Genomic DNA, 15,329 nt, shown 5'->3' on the forward strand with positions numbered 1-15,329 from the left:
ACGCCTCACCGCGGAAAGCGGACGAGCGGGGTAGAGTGGGGGGATCTGATGGGCACAGCGATTCTGGTAGCGGGCACGGTCGTTCTGGCAGCCGGCTCCATGGTGGCCGCGCTGCTTCTGCTCCGGGCACGCCGCGACGGAAAGTTCGCCGAGAGCCCCGCCTTCACCGTCCAGCGCTGGACCCTGGGCACGCTCTACTCCTTGCGCCCGGTCCGCATCGCCGACCTTCCCGATCTGCTCTGGCATTCTGCGGTCGACATCGTGCGTGGTGGCACGCGCGTGCCCGACCCGGCCTGCATCAAGGCGTGCCCGGACTCTTTCGGCGGCGTCGCGCGCGATGTCTCTCCGGCCACGGTGCTGGCGGCGGCCGAGCGGGGGTTCTTCCCCTGGTGTCACTTCGGCCCGCTCAAATGGTGGACACGCGAGCAGCGAATGGTTCTTGCGACCGCAGACTTCCGCATGACCAAGAACCTGCGCCGCATCATGCGCAAGGCACCGCACCGCGTGACGTTCGACCAGGCTTTTGACGACGTCATCCGCTGCTGCGCCGGCCGGCGCAAGAACCGCCTCTACGGCCTGACTTGGATCACGCCGACGATCATGCGCCTCTATTCTGAGCTGCACCGCCAGGGCCACGCACATTCGTTCGAAGTCTGGAACGCAGACGGCGTGTTGGTGGGCGGCGGCTACGGGCTGTCGGTCGGTCGCGTGTTCTTCACCGAATCGCAGTTCAGCCACGAATCGAACGCGTCCAAGATGGGCTTTGCGACACTGATGTACCACCTCGCCCGCTGGGGCTACGTCGCCAACGATGGCAAGGATCCGACCCCGACGCTCGAGGAGGCTGGCTTCCGCTTGATGCCGCGCCGGGCATTCGAAGCCGTGCTCGAGGAGCATGGAACTGCGTCCGCCCCCACGCGTGCGTGGACGGTCTCCGCACCGCTCTCGGAGATCGCCGAATGGGATGCAAGCAGCGCCAAGACTGAAACCCCGCCGCAGAAGCCGGCGCAACCACGCCGGCCACCGCGGATCAAATCCGCCGCTTAAGCATCAGACCTGCGGATTGAGGCGCCAGATCTCGAAGTTCAAAGCCGCCGCGTAGCTGACCCACAGGAGGTACGGCACGAACAGCAGGCTCGCGATCCGCGTCGTGTTCCAGGTGAGCGCGATGAAGGCCACGATCGTAAGCCACAGGGCCGCGATGTCCGCTGCCGCGAGCCCGATCTGGTGCTCGCGGAACATGATCACCGACCAGGCGGCGTTAAGCTGCAACGAGACGGCCCAAACGATCAACGCCCGGCTGATCCCCTCCCGCTCGAACACGCGCCAGCCGGCAACCGCGATCATCACGTAGAGCACGGCCCACGTCGGCGGAAACACCCAGTTCGGCGGCGTCCACGCGGGCTTCGCCAGCGCCTCGTACCAAGGCCCCGGCAGATACGACATGCCGGTCAACGCAGCCGCAGCCACGAGCGCAAGAAAGACCAATAGCGAGAGAAGAGATTTCATGAGCGTCCCCTGCCGTAATGTTTTTTGGCGAGGACCTTGAGGTCACCGCGGGCCGCAACCTAATCGATAGGCCGAAGCGCGGCAATTGCTGGCTCGGAACGCTTAAGCAGCCTGACGGAAGCTGGCGACGAAGAACCCGTCAGTGCCGTGCAACGCCGGCGTCAGCAGCAACGTCTCCGCCGACCCGTCGGCCGAATGAGGCGGCTCGCTCCCGAGCGCGGCACGCCAGGCCTCGCCGAACGGCACCAGCGCGAACCCCGGATGCGCGCCGAGAAACCACGCAACCTGATCTACGTTCTCTTCTGGCAGCACCGAGCAGGTGACGTAGATGAGCCGTCCGCCTGGCTTCACAAGGCCGGACGCCAGCTCGAGAACCTCGCGCTGCTCCTTCTGACGCGTCGCCAGCGCCTCGGGCTTGAGCCGCCACTTGGCGTCGGGCTTGCGCCGCCAGGTACCGGAGCCCGAACACGGCGCATCGACCAGCACCGTGTCGAACCGCGCCCCCAGCGCTTCGAGTGCCGCGCGGTTGCCGCCTTCGAGCACCTGTGCATTGCGCACGCCGGCCCGCTGCAGCCGCTCGAAGATCGGCCGAAGTTGCCCCTTGTCGGCGTCATAGGCGTAGATCTGCCCGCTGTTCTGCATGGCAGCCGCGAGGGCCAGCGTCTTGCCGCCTGCGCCAGCGCAGAGATCGAGTACCTGCTGGCGCGGCCCCGCACCCGAGAGCGCCGCCGCCAGCTGGCTACCCTCGTCCTGCACCTCGAACCAGCCCTTGCCGTGTGCGGCCTCGGCTTCCACATGCGGGCTCTTGCGCGGGCCTTCGGGAGCCGCGATGCGAACACCGAATGGCGCCAACTGCGTCGGTTGGGCTCCAAAATTCGACAACGCCGATAGCACCTTCTCGCGCGTCGCCTTCAGCGTATTGGCGCGCAGATCGATCGGCGCGCGCTCGGCCATGGCGCGCCCCTCCGCGATCGCACGCTCGCCGAACGCGCGCACAAACGAGGCCATCAGCCATTCGGGCACATCGGCACCCACATGAGCCGGCGCATCAGCAGCAGGCTCACCTACAGCGAGACGTGCCTGTTCAGTTTCATCGATCGGCTGCGGCGCGTGCACGCTGCCGTCGCACGCGGCCAGAACATCGTCGACGGAAAGTCCGAGCGCCCGCGGCGCCGCCGCGATCGCGAGCAGCCGCGGAGCCTCGCCGCCCATCTGCGCCGCGAGCGACAGACGACGACGCAGCGCATCGAAAACGAGCGTGCCGATCGCCGCCCGATCGCCCGAACCCGCAAAGCGATGCCGCTTTCCCCAATCGGCAAGCGCGGTGGAAGCCGGCTGATGCCGGACGAGAATATCCTCGAGCACCTCGGCTGCGGCTTGGATTCGCCCACCCGGTTTCACGACCGTGTATTCCTTGATTGATTGCGCCGGCTCAAGCGCCCGTCGCGGTGAAGAACAGAATGCGCACCGCGAACAGCACCCACATTACGAATAGGGTAATGGAACTCGCCGCATATCCGTAGAAGCGATAGGGCTGCCGGTTGATCGTGGTGTGGATGTACGCGTGATAGAGCCGCGCCAGGACGAACAGCCACGCCAGCATCACGAACACCAGGCTCACCTGGCTGGTGATCATCAGAAACGCCACAACCGCGTAGAAGAGGATCGGTACCTCGATCTGGTTGTGAAACGCATTCGAGATCTGCGTTGCACGCGGCGGCCACTTGGCCTGCCGCAAGGAGATATCGCCGAACGTCACCTCTCCGCGCTTGACGGCTCCCACGCGCTCCTTGCGCATCCAACCCTGCAGAAAGAACGTAAGGGCCACCTGCACGAAAACCGGATAGAGAATTGCGGTCTGATTCATGAGGCAGCCCTTTCTCGATTTGCCGGAACCTTAGGCGACACCCGGGTAGTTAGGGCTCTCGCGCGTGATCAGCACACCATGCGGATGGCTCTCGCGCATGCTGGCCGGCGAGATGCGCACGAACTTCGCGGTCTCACGCAGGTCTGCAAGCGTCTTGGCGCCGGTATAACCCATGCCCGCACGAAGCCCGCCAATGAGCTGATTGAGAACGCCTTCGACCGGCCCCTTGTAGGGCACCTGTCCCTCGATGCCCTCCGGCACGAGCTTCAGCATGTCCTTAACCTCCTGCTGGAAGTAGCGGTCGGCCGATCCGCGCGCCATGGCGCCCAGCGAGCCCATGCCGCGATACGCCTTGTAGGTGCGTCCCTGGTAGAGATAGGTCTCGCCCGGCGCTTCGTCCGTGCCGGCAAGCAGCGAGCCGATCATCACGCAGTCAGCACCAGCGGCCAATGCCTTCACGATATCGCCCGAGTAGCGGATACCGCCGTCAGCAATCACCGGTACGTCATGCTTGTGCGCTTCGTTGGCGCAATCCATGACCGCAGTAAGCTGAGGCACGCCGACACCCGCCACGATCCGCGTCGTGCAGATCGAGCCCGGCCCGATGCCGACCTTCACCGAATCGGCACCCGCCTCGATCAGCGCCCGCGTCGCCTCAGCAGTGGCGACGTTGCCCGCCACGACCTGCACCGAATTCGAGATCTTCTTGATGCGCGTGACGGCGTCGAGCACGCTCTTCGAATGCCCATGCGCCGTGTCGACAACGATCAGATCGCAGCCTGCTTCGAGCAACTTCTCTGTGCGCTCCCAGCCGTCGGTCCCGACCGTCGTCGCAGCTGCGACGCGCAGCCGCCCCTCGGGATCCTTGCAAGCGTTGGGGTGCTTCTGCGCCTTCTCGATATCTTTGACGGTGATGAGCCCGATGCAGTGGTAATCGTCATCGACAACGAGCAGTTTCTCGATCCGGTTTTGGTGCAGAAGGCGCTTTGCTTCGTCCTGGCTGACATTGCGCGTAACCGTGATCAGCCGGTCCTTCGTCATCAACTCTGCGACCGGCGTCTTGGGATTCGTCGCGAATCGCACATCGCGGTTGGTCAGAATGCCGACCAGGCGCCCCTTGCCCTTACCGTTCGGCGCTTCGACGACTGGGATTCCGGAGATGGCGTTCGACGCCATGAGACCCAGCGCCTCTTCGAGCGTGGCCGTCGGCTCGATCGTGACGGGATTAAGCACGATGCCGGATTCATATTTCTTGACGGAGGCCGCGTGGCGGGCCTGCTCCTCCGGCGTGAGGTTGCGGTGCACCACGCCGATGCCGCCCTCCTGCGCCACCGCGATCGCGAGGCGGCTTTCCGTCACCGTATCCATGGCCGAGGAGAGGATCGGGATATTGAGCGAGATGGTCCGGGTGACCCTGCTCGCGACGTTGACCTGGCTGGGCAGAACCTCAGATGCGGCCGGCACTAGGAGCACGTCATCAAATGTCAGCGCTAGACCCAAATCGCGATCGATTGGGCGGTCAGCCATGGCTCTCTCCTTGGGCGGGTGTGACAAAGGCGGCCGCGAAAAGGCGCGGCCCGGCTCGAATGTCGGAAGCCCTATAGCACCGGGCGCGGTGGAGGGGAAGGGACCCCGGCTGCGGCCGAGCGGCCCGCCGGTTGGTCGCCGAAAACGGGGCTCGCCGCGCTCCGAGTCGGGACAGGTTCTCGCACCTGCACATTAGTCTACCTGATGGGAGATACTCAGAAATACGATTAGACCTGGAAAGCTTATCGCGCTAGGAAAGCGCGTTCGAAAAGTGCCCTAGGGCATCAAGGAGGAAACGATAATGAAGATTTGGGTGAAGCCCGCCGTGCGCGAGCAGGAAGTTGGCCTTGAGGTGACGAGCTACCTCCCGGCGGAGATCGACATCATCTAAGCGATGATGAAGAGTGGCTCGTGCACTGACGAGCCTTGAGGCACGGCGGTCGAGCAAGCGGCCGCCGTTGCTGTTTTAGCTAACAATCGAATCAACACACCTCGCAGCGGACGCCGCTACGGCTGCTCCTTGAAGCCCGTGGCCAGAACATAAAGCTCCGCGCTGTCGGAGCGGCTCGCCGGCGGCTTGATATGGCGCACGGTCTGAAAGCGCTGCTTTAGAAAGTCCAGAAGCTCACGCTCCGTGCCGCCCTGGAAGACCTTGCACAGGAAGGCACCACCCGGCGCCAGCACGTCGCCCGCGAAATGCGCCGCCGCCTCCGCCAGCCCCATGATGCGCAGGTGATCCGTCTTGGAGTGGCCAACCGTCGGCGCCGCCATGTCCGACAGCACCACATCGGCCGCGCCGCCCCTGAGCTTCTCCTTGAGCCAGTCCTCAGCGCCCTCAGCCATGAAGTCGAGCGTTGCCGATTCGACGCCCGCTAACGGCTCCATGTCGAGGATGTCGATCGCAACCACCTGCCCGCGCCCGCCGATCGCTTGCACGCGCTCAGCCGCGATCTGGCTCCAGCCCCCCGGGGCCGCGCCGAGGTCGACCACACGCCCCCCCGGCTTCAGGAAGCGGTGCTTGTCGTCGATTTCGATCAGCTTGAAGACCGCGCGCGACCTGTAACCCGCGCGCTTGGCTGCCGTCACGTACGGATCGTTGAGCTGCCGCTCGAGCCATCGCTGAGAGGACGCAGTCCGACTGCGAGCCGTCTTGAGCCGCACGTTGAGATCGCGCTGACCGCCGGCAGCGTCCAGCGCGCTGCCCGGTCCCTTGGCCTTGGACCCGCGGCCCGATTTACCTTTCATACGCATTGTATCTAGCTCGACCGTTGCCGCCGGCGCCTGCGCCCGACGCGATAGACGCCGTCCTCGCTCATCAGCGTGGCGAGAATCCCCTCACGCAACCCGCGATCGGCGACACGCAGCCGCTCAGCCGGCCACATGCGCAGAATGGCTTCGAGGATCGCACATCCGGCGAGCACCAGATCCGCGCGCTCCTGTCCGATGCACGGCTCCGCCACCCGTTCCTGGTAGGAGCACGCAAGCAGCTCGTAGGTCACCTTCTGGATCTCCTGGATCGACAGCCAGCAGCCGTCGACGCGCGCGCGATCGTAACGCTTGAGGCCAAGATGGATGCCGGCCACCGTCGTCACCGTGCCGGACGTGCCAAGCAGATGCAGGTTGCCGCCGTTGGCGCGATTGCGGAACCCGTGCAGTGCTTCGAACGGGCGGACAAGGCTCGAAACGTAGGCGACCATATCTTCGAAGCATTCGGCCGAGACGTCATGGCCGCCGAACCGCTCGGCCAGAGTCACCACGCCGACCGGAAGCGAGGTCCAGGCGCCGACTTTGGGCTTCACGCCAGAGCGCCGCTCACCGGCCGCGTCGAGGCTATCTTTCCCCTCGCGCGAGAGATCGAGCCAGATCAACTCCGACGAGCCGCCACCGATATCGAACACGAGTACGTAGTCCGCCCGGTAGTCGATGAGCGATGCACAGCCCGAGACCGCGAGGCTCGCTTCCGTCTCACGATCGAGCACTTCGAGCTTCAGCCCCACCTCGCCTTCGACGCGGCGCAGAAAGTCGCGCCCGTTGGTCGCGATGCGGCACGCTTCGGTCGCCACGCAGCGCGCGCGCACGACATCGTTTCTTGCAAGCTTGGTCGCGCAAACGCGCAGCGCATCGATCGTGCGCCGCATGGCGGCGTCGGAAAGCTGACCCGACTGCGAAACGCCCTCGCCGAGCCGGATGATTCGCGAGAAGGCATCGACGACGCGAAACCCGCGCCGCGACGGCCGCGCAAGCAAAAGCCGACAGTTGTTGGTGCCGAGATCGAGAGCGCCATAGACTTGGCCGGGCTTTGCGCCGGCTTGCGCTTCGCGTCTTGGCCCTGAGCCCTGCTCTTTTCGGGAAAACGCTCGTGCGGCCGAAGCGTGCGCTGCGCCGACGGCATGAGAGGCCGGTTGCGGATCATGGGCAGGAGCGCCGGAGCGCTCGTCGTCCGTCAGTTCCGACACGTGTCTTCCCCAGAGCCTGGGTCCGGGGAGGCGGCATCGAGGCCGGCCGACCCTCTCGTCAGGCCATTGTCTGGCTGCATCTCAAACCACTGTAGCAGGTGACGAGGCGTGGTAAAGAAAAAGCGCCAAGCTCGGTTTACGCTTCTGGAAAAAGGCAGGCCGTGACAGGGACGTGACGGCCGTGCGACATGGTGGCCGGGCCGTGGCGCCGACGGCGGCTCGGCCCTTCGCCCACGGGGCATGGCCCCATGGAAGGCTCCACCATGCGCGTCTCTTTCTCCCTATGGGCCGGCCTCGCGGGCGCCCTGGCCAGTCTCTACCCGCTCACCTCGAGCGCAGGCCAGGCGGGCACAACCGCTGCGAGCTCATCGACCACCGGCGCGGAGCGTTTCATCGCCGCTTATCCCGACGCCATCGCAGACGTTGACGGCAACTGGTTGGTCTGGCGCGACGGCACGCGAACCGCCTTCGACGATGGCAAGGGCACTAAGCGATGCACAGAATGGCTCGATGCGCCGGACATCGAGGATATGCTGCAGCTCCCCTACCCGGCTGGAGCCGGTTCTTCGCAGCCGGCCTTCGAGAGCGATCCCGGCCGCGCCCGCAACGCCGCCTTCTTCGACAAGATGTACGGCGATTGCCGCAAGGGCGAGGTCAAGCCCAGACTGAAGTCGATCACGTGGCTGCCGACGAAGGCGCCGCAACCGCTCGAGGTGACAAGCATGAATGGCGTCTCAGACCGCCTTGCAGCCATCTCGCAAGAGCTCGATCGGCTGCCCAACAAGTTCAACGCTTTTCTGACGCCCGCAGCCGGCACTTACAATTGCCGCACCATCGCAGGTACGAAGCGCGTTTCCGCCCACGGCTACGGCATCGCCATCGACATCGCCGTGAGCCGCTCCGACTATTGGCGATGGGCGCCCAACGCATCATCGGGTGAAATTCGATACCGCAACCGCATCCCGCTCGAGATCGTCCACATCTTCGAGCGGCACGGTTTCATCTGGGGCGGACGCTGGTATCACTACGACACCATGCACTTCGAGTATCGACCGGAGTTGCTGCCACCCCTCGCCCCGCTCGACCGGCGACCGCCAACGCCCGCTGCCCAAAACTAGCGGCGTCCAAGCAACCCGCGCCCCTCTTCTTGCGTCGCGCCAGTCGAGCTGTTATACGGCCCGTCTCGGCGCGCCTGAGGCCCGCCGCGATCCCGGCTTTGGGGGATCGTCTAATGGTAGGACTGCAGACTCTGACTCTGCCTGTCTAGGTTCGAATCCTAGTCCCCCAGCCAACTACATAACTAATTGGAAATAATAACAAAAATTGTGGCGACTGCCCATCTCTAGGTCACATCTCTAGTACACGCTGACAGGCCAGCTGAAGGCGCCAAGTTGTGTCTCCACCGCAAATTTAGATACCCGTACCTATACCGTACCCGTATCTAATGGGATATCCGTACGTGTACCTGTACAGGTCCACGCCGTCGGAGAGGCTCATGGGCTTTCCGCCCTCGAGCTTCCACGCTCCGTCTATGCTGTTGTCTATGAGATCGAGAACACAGTCTTCGAGAGCGATGTCGCGTGTTATCATTCGCACGAAAAATGCCTTCGTTGGATTCGCATCGACTTTCTTGGGCTGTGCCATTCTACCGTTCCTAGAGATGCGTTGAGAGCTTTCCCGCCGTGTAGATCGCTTGGGGGTAACCCCAGGATCACCTAACAACCCAAAGTGTTGTCGGAGAGCTGGCAAAATGCCAAGGCGTTTCTCTCCGAACCCCCAGGTACCGGAGGTTCCGCCCAATGCTTCTGGGCGTCCCGCTGTTCTTGGTCAGCGGCGGCGGGCTGTGTCAGCGGCAGGCTCTTGTGAATCGAGCCTTTGCTGCGCTGTGGCGTCGGGCCGGCAGCTCGAATAGTGACGTACGAAGTAAGGCTCTGGCTCAAAGCGCGAGAAGGATAATGGCGGCTTCAGAACTATCTGCAGACATGCTTCTTCGGAGTAGGAGGTAGTCGCCCGGCCCGACTAGGGAGGTCAGCTTTCTCGGCCTTGCGACGGCAGCGTTAATCCCAATTGCAGACATCCGAAATGTCGAAGGCGTGCACTGGTGATGACGCGCTAGCAAGTCCACTTGTCGGTGCAGAGCAGACGCCGGAAAGTCGACGATTAGGGCAGCCGCTACCCCGAAGCGGCCGTCGGTGTCGGCGGGCCTGAAACTGCGAAGGCTAGCCCGTGCCTTTGCGGGAGCTCATCTAATCAGCGAGCTTCGCGCGCAACTCTGCATTCTCTTGCTCGAGCGCCTTCATCTTTTCTCCCATCGGACGAAGCATGTCTTCGATCTCGTCCGCCGTAAAGCGAGGCGTGATGTGCTGCGGGCAGTTCCAATCGTAGCCCTCAACGCTGATCAGTATGCCGCGCTCGACCTTGGCCGCGTAGTCATCCTGAAGCTTTGCGGCAATTTCCGGCTCGGTCGCGGCATCTATGATTCTCGCATGCCCGAGCAACTTCAGCCGCTGCCGATTGGGGTAATCCATCAGGAAGAGCGCCACGCGATCGTCGTTGGAGAGGTTGCCGACGCTCACATACTGGCGATTGCCGCGATAGTCGGCAAGGCTAATCGTGTGCTCGTCGATCACCTTAAGAAATCCGGCAGGCCCGCCGCGATGCTGGATATAGGGCCAACCCGTCTCTGAGACCGTGGCCATATAGAAGCTGTCTCGTGCCGCGATGAACTCGGCTTCATGAAAGGTCAGCGCATCAGGAACGGACTGAAGCCCGTCCGACATGCGCGCATAGCCATGACGCGAGCCCTGCTCTGTCTGAATTTTCTTCACCTTGGGGGTGAACACTAGATCGGCAAAACGGTGCCTCATGATGCATGCTCCAGAAAAGTTGGCCGGCGTCTTTGGATGCCGGCCAACGAGGGCTAGTTTGCTGCAACTTTCCGGCCGAGGAATTCACGGATCAGTCCGGCGATCTCGGCCCCGTTCGTCTCGAGTGCGAAGTGTCCGGTGTCGATCATGTGGATCTCGGCATCCGGAATGTCCCGCTTGTAGGGCGCGGCGCCGGCGGCAACGAAGATCTTGTCGTTCTTGCCCCACACCACCAGCGTCGGCGGCTTGGCGCTGCGGAAGTAGGCCTGCCAATTCGGATAAAGCGGCAGATTGGTGCGGTAGTCGTAGAAGAGGTCGAGCTGGATTTCTTGATTGCCCGGCCGGTCGAGCAGCGCCTGGTCCAACGTCCACGCATCCGGGCTAACGAGCGACATGTCCTTGACGCCGTCGGTGTACTGCCACTTGGTTGCCTTGGCTGACGTCAGCCAGCGGATGGCCTCGCGCTCCGGCGTCGCTCCCGTCTTCCAGTAGGCTTTAATCGGGTCCCAGAACTCGGCGATGCCTTCGTCGTAGGCGTTGCCGTTTTGGACGATGAGCGCACTCACGCGTTCGGGATGCGACGTCGCCAGCCGGAAGCCGACCGGTGCGCCGTAGTCCATCACGTATAGTGCGTAACGGCTCACGCCGATCTGCTCCGTGAGCTTGCTCACCAGCTCCGCGTAGTGGTCGAAGGTGTAGGCGAACTTGGCCCGGTCCGGCGATGCACTCTGTCCGAAGCCCGGATAGTCTGGTGCCACCACGTGGTATTTGTCGGCGAGGCGCGGGATCAGGTTGCGAAACATCTGCGACGACGTCGGGAAGCCGTGCAGCAGCAGGACCGTCGGGGCATCCGAAGGGCCGGCCTCGCGATAGAAGAGCTCCGTCCCATCGACCACGGCCGTGCGGTAGTGCACGGCCAAAGCATCCTGGACCGCTTCAGACGCGGAGCTGGCGGGATCATTCGCAAGCGCGGGCCCCGATACGAGGGCCAGCGCCGTGGAGGCGGCAAGTAAGGTTGTACGGATCATTCTCGATCTCCTTCAGGCTACGACGTGGCCACGAGGGCGCACGCCACCGGCCGGTCACTGCGCCCGTGCTATAAGTTCCAAAAATTCTTGTGTTTATAGGCCGATAGTGGCCCTGGAGGCGGCGAAAACCGTCGGACCCCGTCGCCTGAAACTGTATGTAGACGCTTCCATAAATCAGCAGCAGATGGATAATTCGAAACCAATCCTCCCAAAATATGGAAGGCTACAATGGATAGGTTCGAGGCCATGTCCGTCCTCCTCGCCGTGGTCGAGGAAGGGAGCTTGTCGGCCGGGGCACGGAAGCTGGGGACGCCTCTCGCGACGGTCAGCCGGAAGGTGTCGGACCTAGAGGAGCATCTCGGCGCAAAACTGCTTATCCGCACCAGTCGCCGCGTGATGCTGACGGACGCGGGGCGCGACTATGTCGAAGCCTCAAAACGGATCCTGGAGCAAGTGGACGAGGCCGAGAGAAACGCGTCCGGCGAGCACAGCGAGCCGAGAGGCCAGCTTTCCATCACCGCCCCGGTCGTATTCGGACGCCTGCACGTACTGCCGGTCGCCGCCGACTTTCTCGCCGCACACCCGAAGATCGATCTGCGCATGTACTTGATCGACCGCTACGTGAGCCTGCTCGATGAGCATCTCGACATCGGCGTGCGCCTGGGGCATCTCGAGGATAGCGCCCTCATGGCGGCGCGCGTCGGAAGCGTCCGCCGCGTGATCTGCGCCAGCCCCGCCTACATCGCACGCGTAGGCACGCCCGCAGCACCAGAGGATCTCCGCAACCACGAAGGCATTACGTTCCAGGGCTTCTCCACCTCTCCCGGCTGGCGCTTTCGCGGCGATAACGAAGCCCTATCCGTGGAGCCGCGGACACGCATTGCCGTGAACTCGATCGAGGCGGCCGTGGATGCGGCGGTCGCGGGCCTCGGCGTGGCGCGCATGCTCTCCTATCAGGTCGTCGATCAGCTTCGAGCCGGCACACTCGTGCCGCTTCTCGAAACCTACGCTCCGGAGCCGATCCCTGTGCAGCTGGTGTACTCCGGCAAAGGAATGCTTCCGGTGAAGGTACGGGCCTTCATCGACTGGACAACGCCGCGCTTGCGGTCGCGCCTCGCGGCTCTCGGTCTGGATTGAGAACGCCAATATGACGCCCGCCATTGTGCTTTGACAAATAGAGACGTAACAAAACGCAAAATGCTTTCAGACTAGATTGACCGGCGAGCGTCGCTGCGCGTGATCCGGCGGTCCGTCCCAGAAGCGGAAGTCGGCCGCGTTAGGATGAGGCAGGGACCTCTGCAACCCGCCAAAATCCAGTGTTTTGCGGAGACCCGGCCGTGGTTTCGGCTAGCGCGACGCGTGCCCATGTAGGCAAAGGACGATCTCGATCCATCAGTGGGAGCCGCTATGACTGGCGAGGCGAATAAGCAGACTGCTCAGGCTTTCTATGACCTGATGTTCAACCAGTGCCGGCCGAGGGAGGCTATCGAGCGCTACGCGGGCACTACGTACATCCAGCACAACCCGGTCGTCCCGGACGGCAAAGATGGGTTCATCGCCTACTTCGAACGGATGGCGACAGCATATCCCGGCAAGCGGGTTCATATCGTTCGCGCGCTGGCTGAGGGGGACTTCGTCGTCCTTCACACGCGGCAGGAATGGCCCGGAGATAGCGACTGGGCCGGGATGGACATCTTCCGCTTCGAAGTTGGGAAGATCGTCGAGCATTGGGACGTACTCCAGCGGGTGCCTCCCGAAGCGGCGAACGGCAACACGATGTTCTAAGGCTGTGCTCCTTTGTCCCACAAGTGGACATCGCGGAGCATTCACTGAATCACCCTACTGCAAACAGTGGATCAGTCTGCTTGCCGTTGAAGAGCGGACATCTACGCGAGAATGGCGCGCCGTCGCTAGTGATCTGAAGCGCACATCAACATAGGTCCTACGCAGGTCTCGCGAACACAATAGCGTGCGGGCCTTGGGAGCTTTCCCCCATACCGATTTTCATGGAGTCCTGCCCATGTTCGTGCCCACAGCGCCCGCGCCACACGGCGCCCTGTGACCAGACCTCTTTGGAGATACCCCCGCAAGACAAAAAAATGAAATAAAAATCAGGCGACCGAACCGAGGCCGCCGTCCACGTTACGCGGCCTCCGGACGAACCGCCAGACGTTCGATCAGCCGTTTTCTGGCCCGGTCGGTAGCCACGCCCGACCAGCATCGGGGGATCAATCTCAATGGCGCAGGTGCGGACCCAGCCAACAGCTGCTCCGGACAAACTCCGGCGCACGGCACCCTAGCTCGAAATTCATGCCTCAGCCGCTGCGGGTTGCCGGATCCGCACTCCTGACCCTCACTTGCCCCGTGGAACTGCGCATGATCCAAATAGATCATGCGCGGACGCAGGATGAAAATCTCAATGACCGAAGCTTGGCCAGGGCACTCTCCGGGATAGCCACCGCGAACCGGCCGTCAGTAGCCAAGCTGCCGCTAAGACAGACAAGAGTTATGCTCCCACCAAAACAACGTTGACAGTCGCAAAGACGTGGACTGACTAAGAACACACAGTTCTCACGATCATTGTTTTGGTGGGGTTCTTTTTTCAATGCGCAACGGCTTTTCCGATGCAACGCTTCTCGATCTCGTCGAACTCATTTATGCGGCAGGCAGCGATCCAAACGGATGGGAGAGGTTAGCCGAGCGAATAAACAAAGAGATGCCAGGGGTAGGGTTCGCGCTCGGTTGCTCGTTGCTGGTGGAAGGTCAAGGTTTCGTGCAGCATCCCGCCAGTGCGGGCTACGATCCTGACAGTATTAAGTCCCTTGTGGAGCACTACCAACAGATCAATCCCTATGAGACGCTCCACAAAGCGTTGCCAGTCGGCAAGGCCATCAAAGCGACCAGTCTGGTCACGCGCGACTGGCTGGAGCGGCAGGTCTTCTATCACGAATGGCTAAAACCGGCCGGCGACTACACTCACGGCGCGGGGATCGTCATTGCCCGCGATCATCGCCGCCAGATGCGCATCGCCATCGATATTCCCGATCGCCTCGGTCACCTTGAAGAACCGTGTGCGCAGTTGCTGACGCGGCTGGGGCCGCATCTGGCACGGGCATTCGAGCTCAACCAGCGGCTGGAGGCGGCCATCGCCACTCAACATGTTCTCGACAACTTGCTCGATCGCATCGACGGGGCGGCCGCGATCCTGGGACGGAACGGGCACGTGTGCGCCGTCAACCGGCAGGCCGAGGCGCTCGCGCGCGTGGCCACGTTGATCAAGATTACACCCACAAACCGGATGACCTTCTGCAAGCCCGCTTACGAGACGGCATTTCAGCGCGCGCTGGCAGCTGCACTGGGTGCTGCCGGCAGCAACGGCCCATGCGCCTTCCTCATTGAAGATCGAGACGGAGGCAAAGCGAATGTGGTCGTGCTGCCACTGCGCGCCACGAGCAGCGGCGCCGCATATGCTGTCGCGGGCGCGCAGGCTCTGTTGATCATTCGCGAAGCCGGCAAGGCCGTCAGCGCGCCCGCGGATGTGCTGCGCACCCTCTACCGGGTCACGCATGCGGAAGCAGCCGTCGTCCTGCAGATCGCAGCCGGCCTCAGCCTCGCAGAAGCAGCCGACGCTCTTTCCGTCTCCCGCTCCACCGCCCGCAATCAGCTCACTGCTGCGATGGCCAAGCTCGGCGTGCACCGCCAGGCGGAGCTGGTCGGCCTGATGGCAGGGCTCGCTCCCAGGCTGGCGCTCAAGGACCCTGGAGCGCAATCAACTCTCTAGAACGCGTTCAACTTTGCTGAATGCATATCCTGCATTCCTGTTGGCACACCGCACAGTGAGTTAGGCTATGGCCGCTTTCTCGGCATCGCAACGGTGGCGGCATAGCCGAAGTATCCCATTAGCGGTCATCGAGGGTGCTAGATCTGGCCCGCCACCTGGCACGCTGCAAATATCTGCGTTCAAGTGGAGAGCGGCCATCGCGCTCGCATTAGAGGTCTGTCTATGCCCCGACGATGGACAACGCCCTATCTTGGGACCGACCTTGAGCTGTCGCCAGAGGCGTCGTCACGCCAA

At 63.1% G+C, this 15,329-nt stretch carries 15 protein-coding genes and 1 tRNA gene; 7 read left to right on the forward strand and 9 right to left on the reverse strand.

Annotated elements, in window-relative coordinates; all coding sequences use genetic code 11:
- Positions 1-48 precede the first annotated feature (48 nt).
- Entirely contained in the window at positions 49-1,047 is a 999-nt protein-coding gene (locus tag CS1GBM3_RS10195) for a leucyl/phenylalanyl-tRNA--protein transferase (protein ID WP_072395122.1), read from the forward strand.
- A 3-nt stretch (positions 1,048-1,050) separates the two neighbouring features.
- On the opposite strand, the gene CS1GBM3_RS10200 is transcribed toward CS1GBM3_RS10195, so the two are convergent.
- The 4 genes from CS1GBM3_RS10200 to guaB form a co-directional block, all read right to left on the reverse strand.
- Entirely contained in the window at positions 1,051-1,509 is a 459-nt protein-coding gene (locus tag CS1GBM3_RS10200) for a TspO/MBR family protein (RefSeq protein WP_072395124.1), read from the reverse strand.
- Between the two features lie 102 nt (positions 1,510-1,611).
- On the reverse strand, positions 1,612-2,910 hold the full coding sequence (locus CS1GBM3_RS10205; protein ID WP_072395126.1) for an RsmB/NOP family class I SAM-dependent RNA methyltransferase: 1,299 nt from the start codon (positions 2,908-2,910) through the stop codon (positions 1,612-1,614).
- 31 nt (positions 2,911-2,941) lie between these two features.
- A complete protein-coding gene (locus CS1GBM3_RS10210; protein WP_072395128.1) occupies positions 2,942-3,376 on the reverse strand; it encodes an MAPEG family protein in 435 nt (144 codons plus the stop codon).
- Positions 3,377-3,406: 30 nt separating this feature from the next.
- The gene (guaB, locus tag CS1GBM3_RS10215; protein WP_072395129.1) at positions 3,407-4,903 is read right to left on the reverse strand and encodes an IMP dehydrogenase; all 1,497 of its coding nucleotides are present in this window, start codon (positions 4,901-4,903) and stop codon (positions 3,407-3,409) included.
- Between the two features lie 301 nt (positions 4,904-5,204).
- Here guaB and pqqA point away from each other — a divergent pair, with 301 nt between their 5' ends.
- The gene (pqqA, locus tag CS1GBM3_RS10220) at positions 5,205-5,294 is read left to right on the forward strand and encodes a pyrroloquinoline quinone precursor peptide PqqA (RefSeq protein WP_072395130.1); all 90 of its coding nucleotides are present in this window, start codon (positions 5,205-5,207) and stop codon (positions 5,292-5,294) included.
- A 116-nt stretch (positions 5,295-5,410) separates the two neighbouring features.
- Here pqqA and CS1GBM3_RS10225 read toward each other — a convergent pair whose 3' ends face one another.
- Both CS1GBM3_RS10225 and CS1GBM3_RS10230 read right to left on the reverse strand, forming a co-directional pair.
- Entirely contained in the window at positions 5,411-6,148 is a 738-nt protein-coding gene (locus CS1GBM3_RS10225) for an RlmE family RNA methyltransferase (protein WP_072395131.1), read from the reverse strand.
- An 11-nt stretch (positions 6,149-6,159) separates the two neighbouring features.
- On the reverse strand, positions 6,160-7,359 hold the full coding sequence (locus CS1GBM3_RS10230) for a Ppx/GppA phosphatase family protein (RefSeq protein ID WP_244534623.1): 1,200 nt from the start codon (positions 7,357-7,359) through the stop codon (positions 6,160-6,162).
- A gap of 263 nt (positions 7,360-7,622) precedes the next feature.
- Between CS1GBM3_RS10230 and CS1GBM3_RS10235 the strand changes: the two genes are divergently transcribed.
- Positions 7,623-8,477, forward strand: coding sequence for a M15 family metallopeptidase (locus tag CS1GBM3_RS10235; RefSeq protein WP_072397403.1), 855 nt, complete (start codon positions 7,623-7,625; stop codon positions 8,475-8,477).
- A 99-nt stretch (positions 8,478-8,576) separates the two neighbouring features.
- Positions 8,577-8,650: transfer RNA gene (locus CS1GBM3_RS10240), tRNA-Gln, on the forward strand.
- A gap of 119 nt (positions 8,651-8,769) precedes the next feature.
- Here the strand turns inward: CS1GBM3_RS10240 and CS1GBM3_RS10245 are convergent.
- The 3 genes from CS1GBM3_RS10245 to CS1GBM3_RS10255 all read right to left on the reverse strand — a co-directional run bounded on the left by CS1GBM3_RS10245 (position 8,770) and on the right by CS1GBM3_RS10255 (position 11,254).
- Positions 8,770-9,003, reverse strand: a complete 234-nt coding sequence (locus tag CS1GBM3_RS10245) for a hypothetical protein (RefSeq protein ID WP_072395132.1) — start codon at positions 9,001-9,003, stop codon at positions 8,770-8,772.
- Positions 9,004-9,605: 602 nt separating this feature from the next.
- The gene (locus CS1GBM3_RS10250) at positions 9,606-10,226 is read right to left on the reverse strand and encodes a pyridoxamine 5'-phosphate oxidase family protein (protein WP_072395133.1); all 621 of its coding nucleotides are present in this window, start codon (positions 10,224-10,226) and stop codon (positions 9,606-9,608) included.
- Between the two features lie 53 nt (positions 10,227-10,279).
- A complete protein-coding gene (locus CS1GBM3_RS10255) occupies positions 10,280-11,254 on the reverse strand; it encodes an alpha/beta fold hydrolase (RefSeq protein WP_072395134.1) in 975 nt (324 codons plus the stop codon).
- Between the two features lie 228 nt (positions 11,255-11,482).
- Between CS1GBM3_RS10255 and CS1GBM3_RS10260 the strand changes: the two genes are divergently transcribed.
- The 3 genes from CS1GBM3_RS10260 to CS1GBM3_RS10270 all read left to right on the forward strand — a co-directional run bounded on the left by CS1GBM3_RS10260 (position 11,483) and on the right by CS1GBM3_RS10270 (position 15,035).
- Positions 11,483-12,391, forward strand: a complete 909-nt coding sequence (locus CS1GBM3_RS10260) for a LysR family transcriptional regulator (RefSeq protein ID WP_072395135.1) — start codon at positions 11,483-11,485, stop codon at positions 12,389-12,391.
- A 270-nt stretch (positions 12,392-12,661) separates the two neighbouring features.
- Positions 12,662-13,039, forward strand: a complete 378-nt coding sequence (locus CS1GBM3_RS10265; protein ID WP_072395136.1) for a nuclear transport factor 2 family protein — start codon at positions 12,662-12,664, stop codon at positions 13,037-13,039.
- Positions 13,040-13,859: 820 nt separating this feature from the next.
- Positions 13,860-15,035, forward strand: coding sequence for a helix-turn-helix transcriptional regulator (locus CS1GBM3_RS10270; RefSeq protein ID WP_072395137.1), 1,176 nt, complete (start codon positions 13,860-13,862; stop codon positions 15,033-15,035).
- The last annotated feature ends 294 nt before the right edge of the window (positions 15,036-15,329 follow it).

Origin of the sequence: Hyphomicrobium sp. CS1GBMeth3 (assembly GCF_900117455.1) — a bacterium.
Taxonomy (GTDB): Bacteria; Pseudomonadota; Alphaproteobacteria; order Rhizobiales; family Hyphomicrobiaceae; genus Hyphomicrobium_C.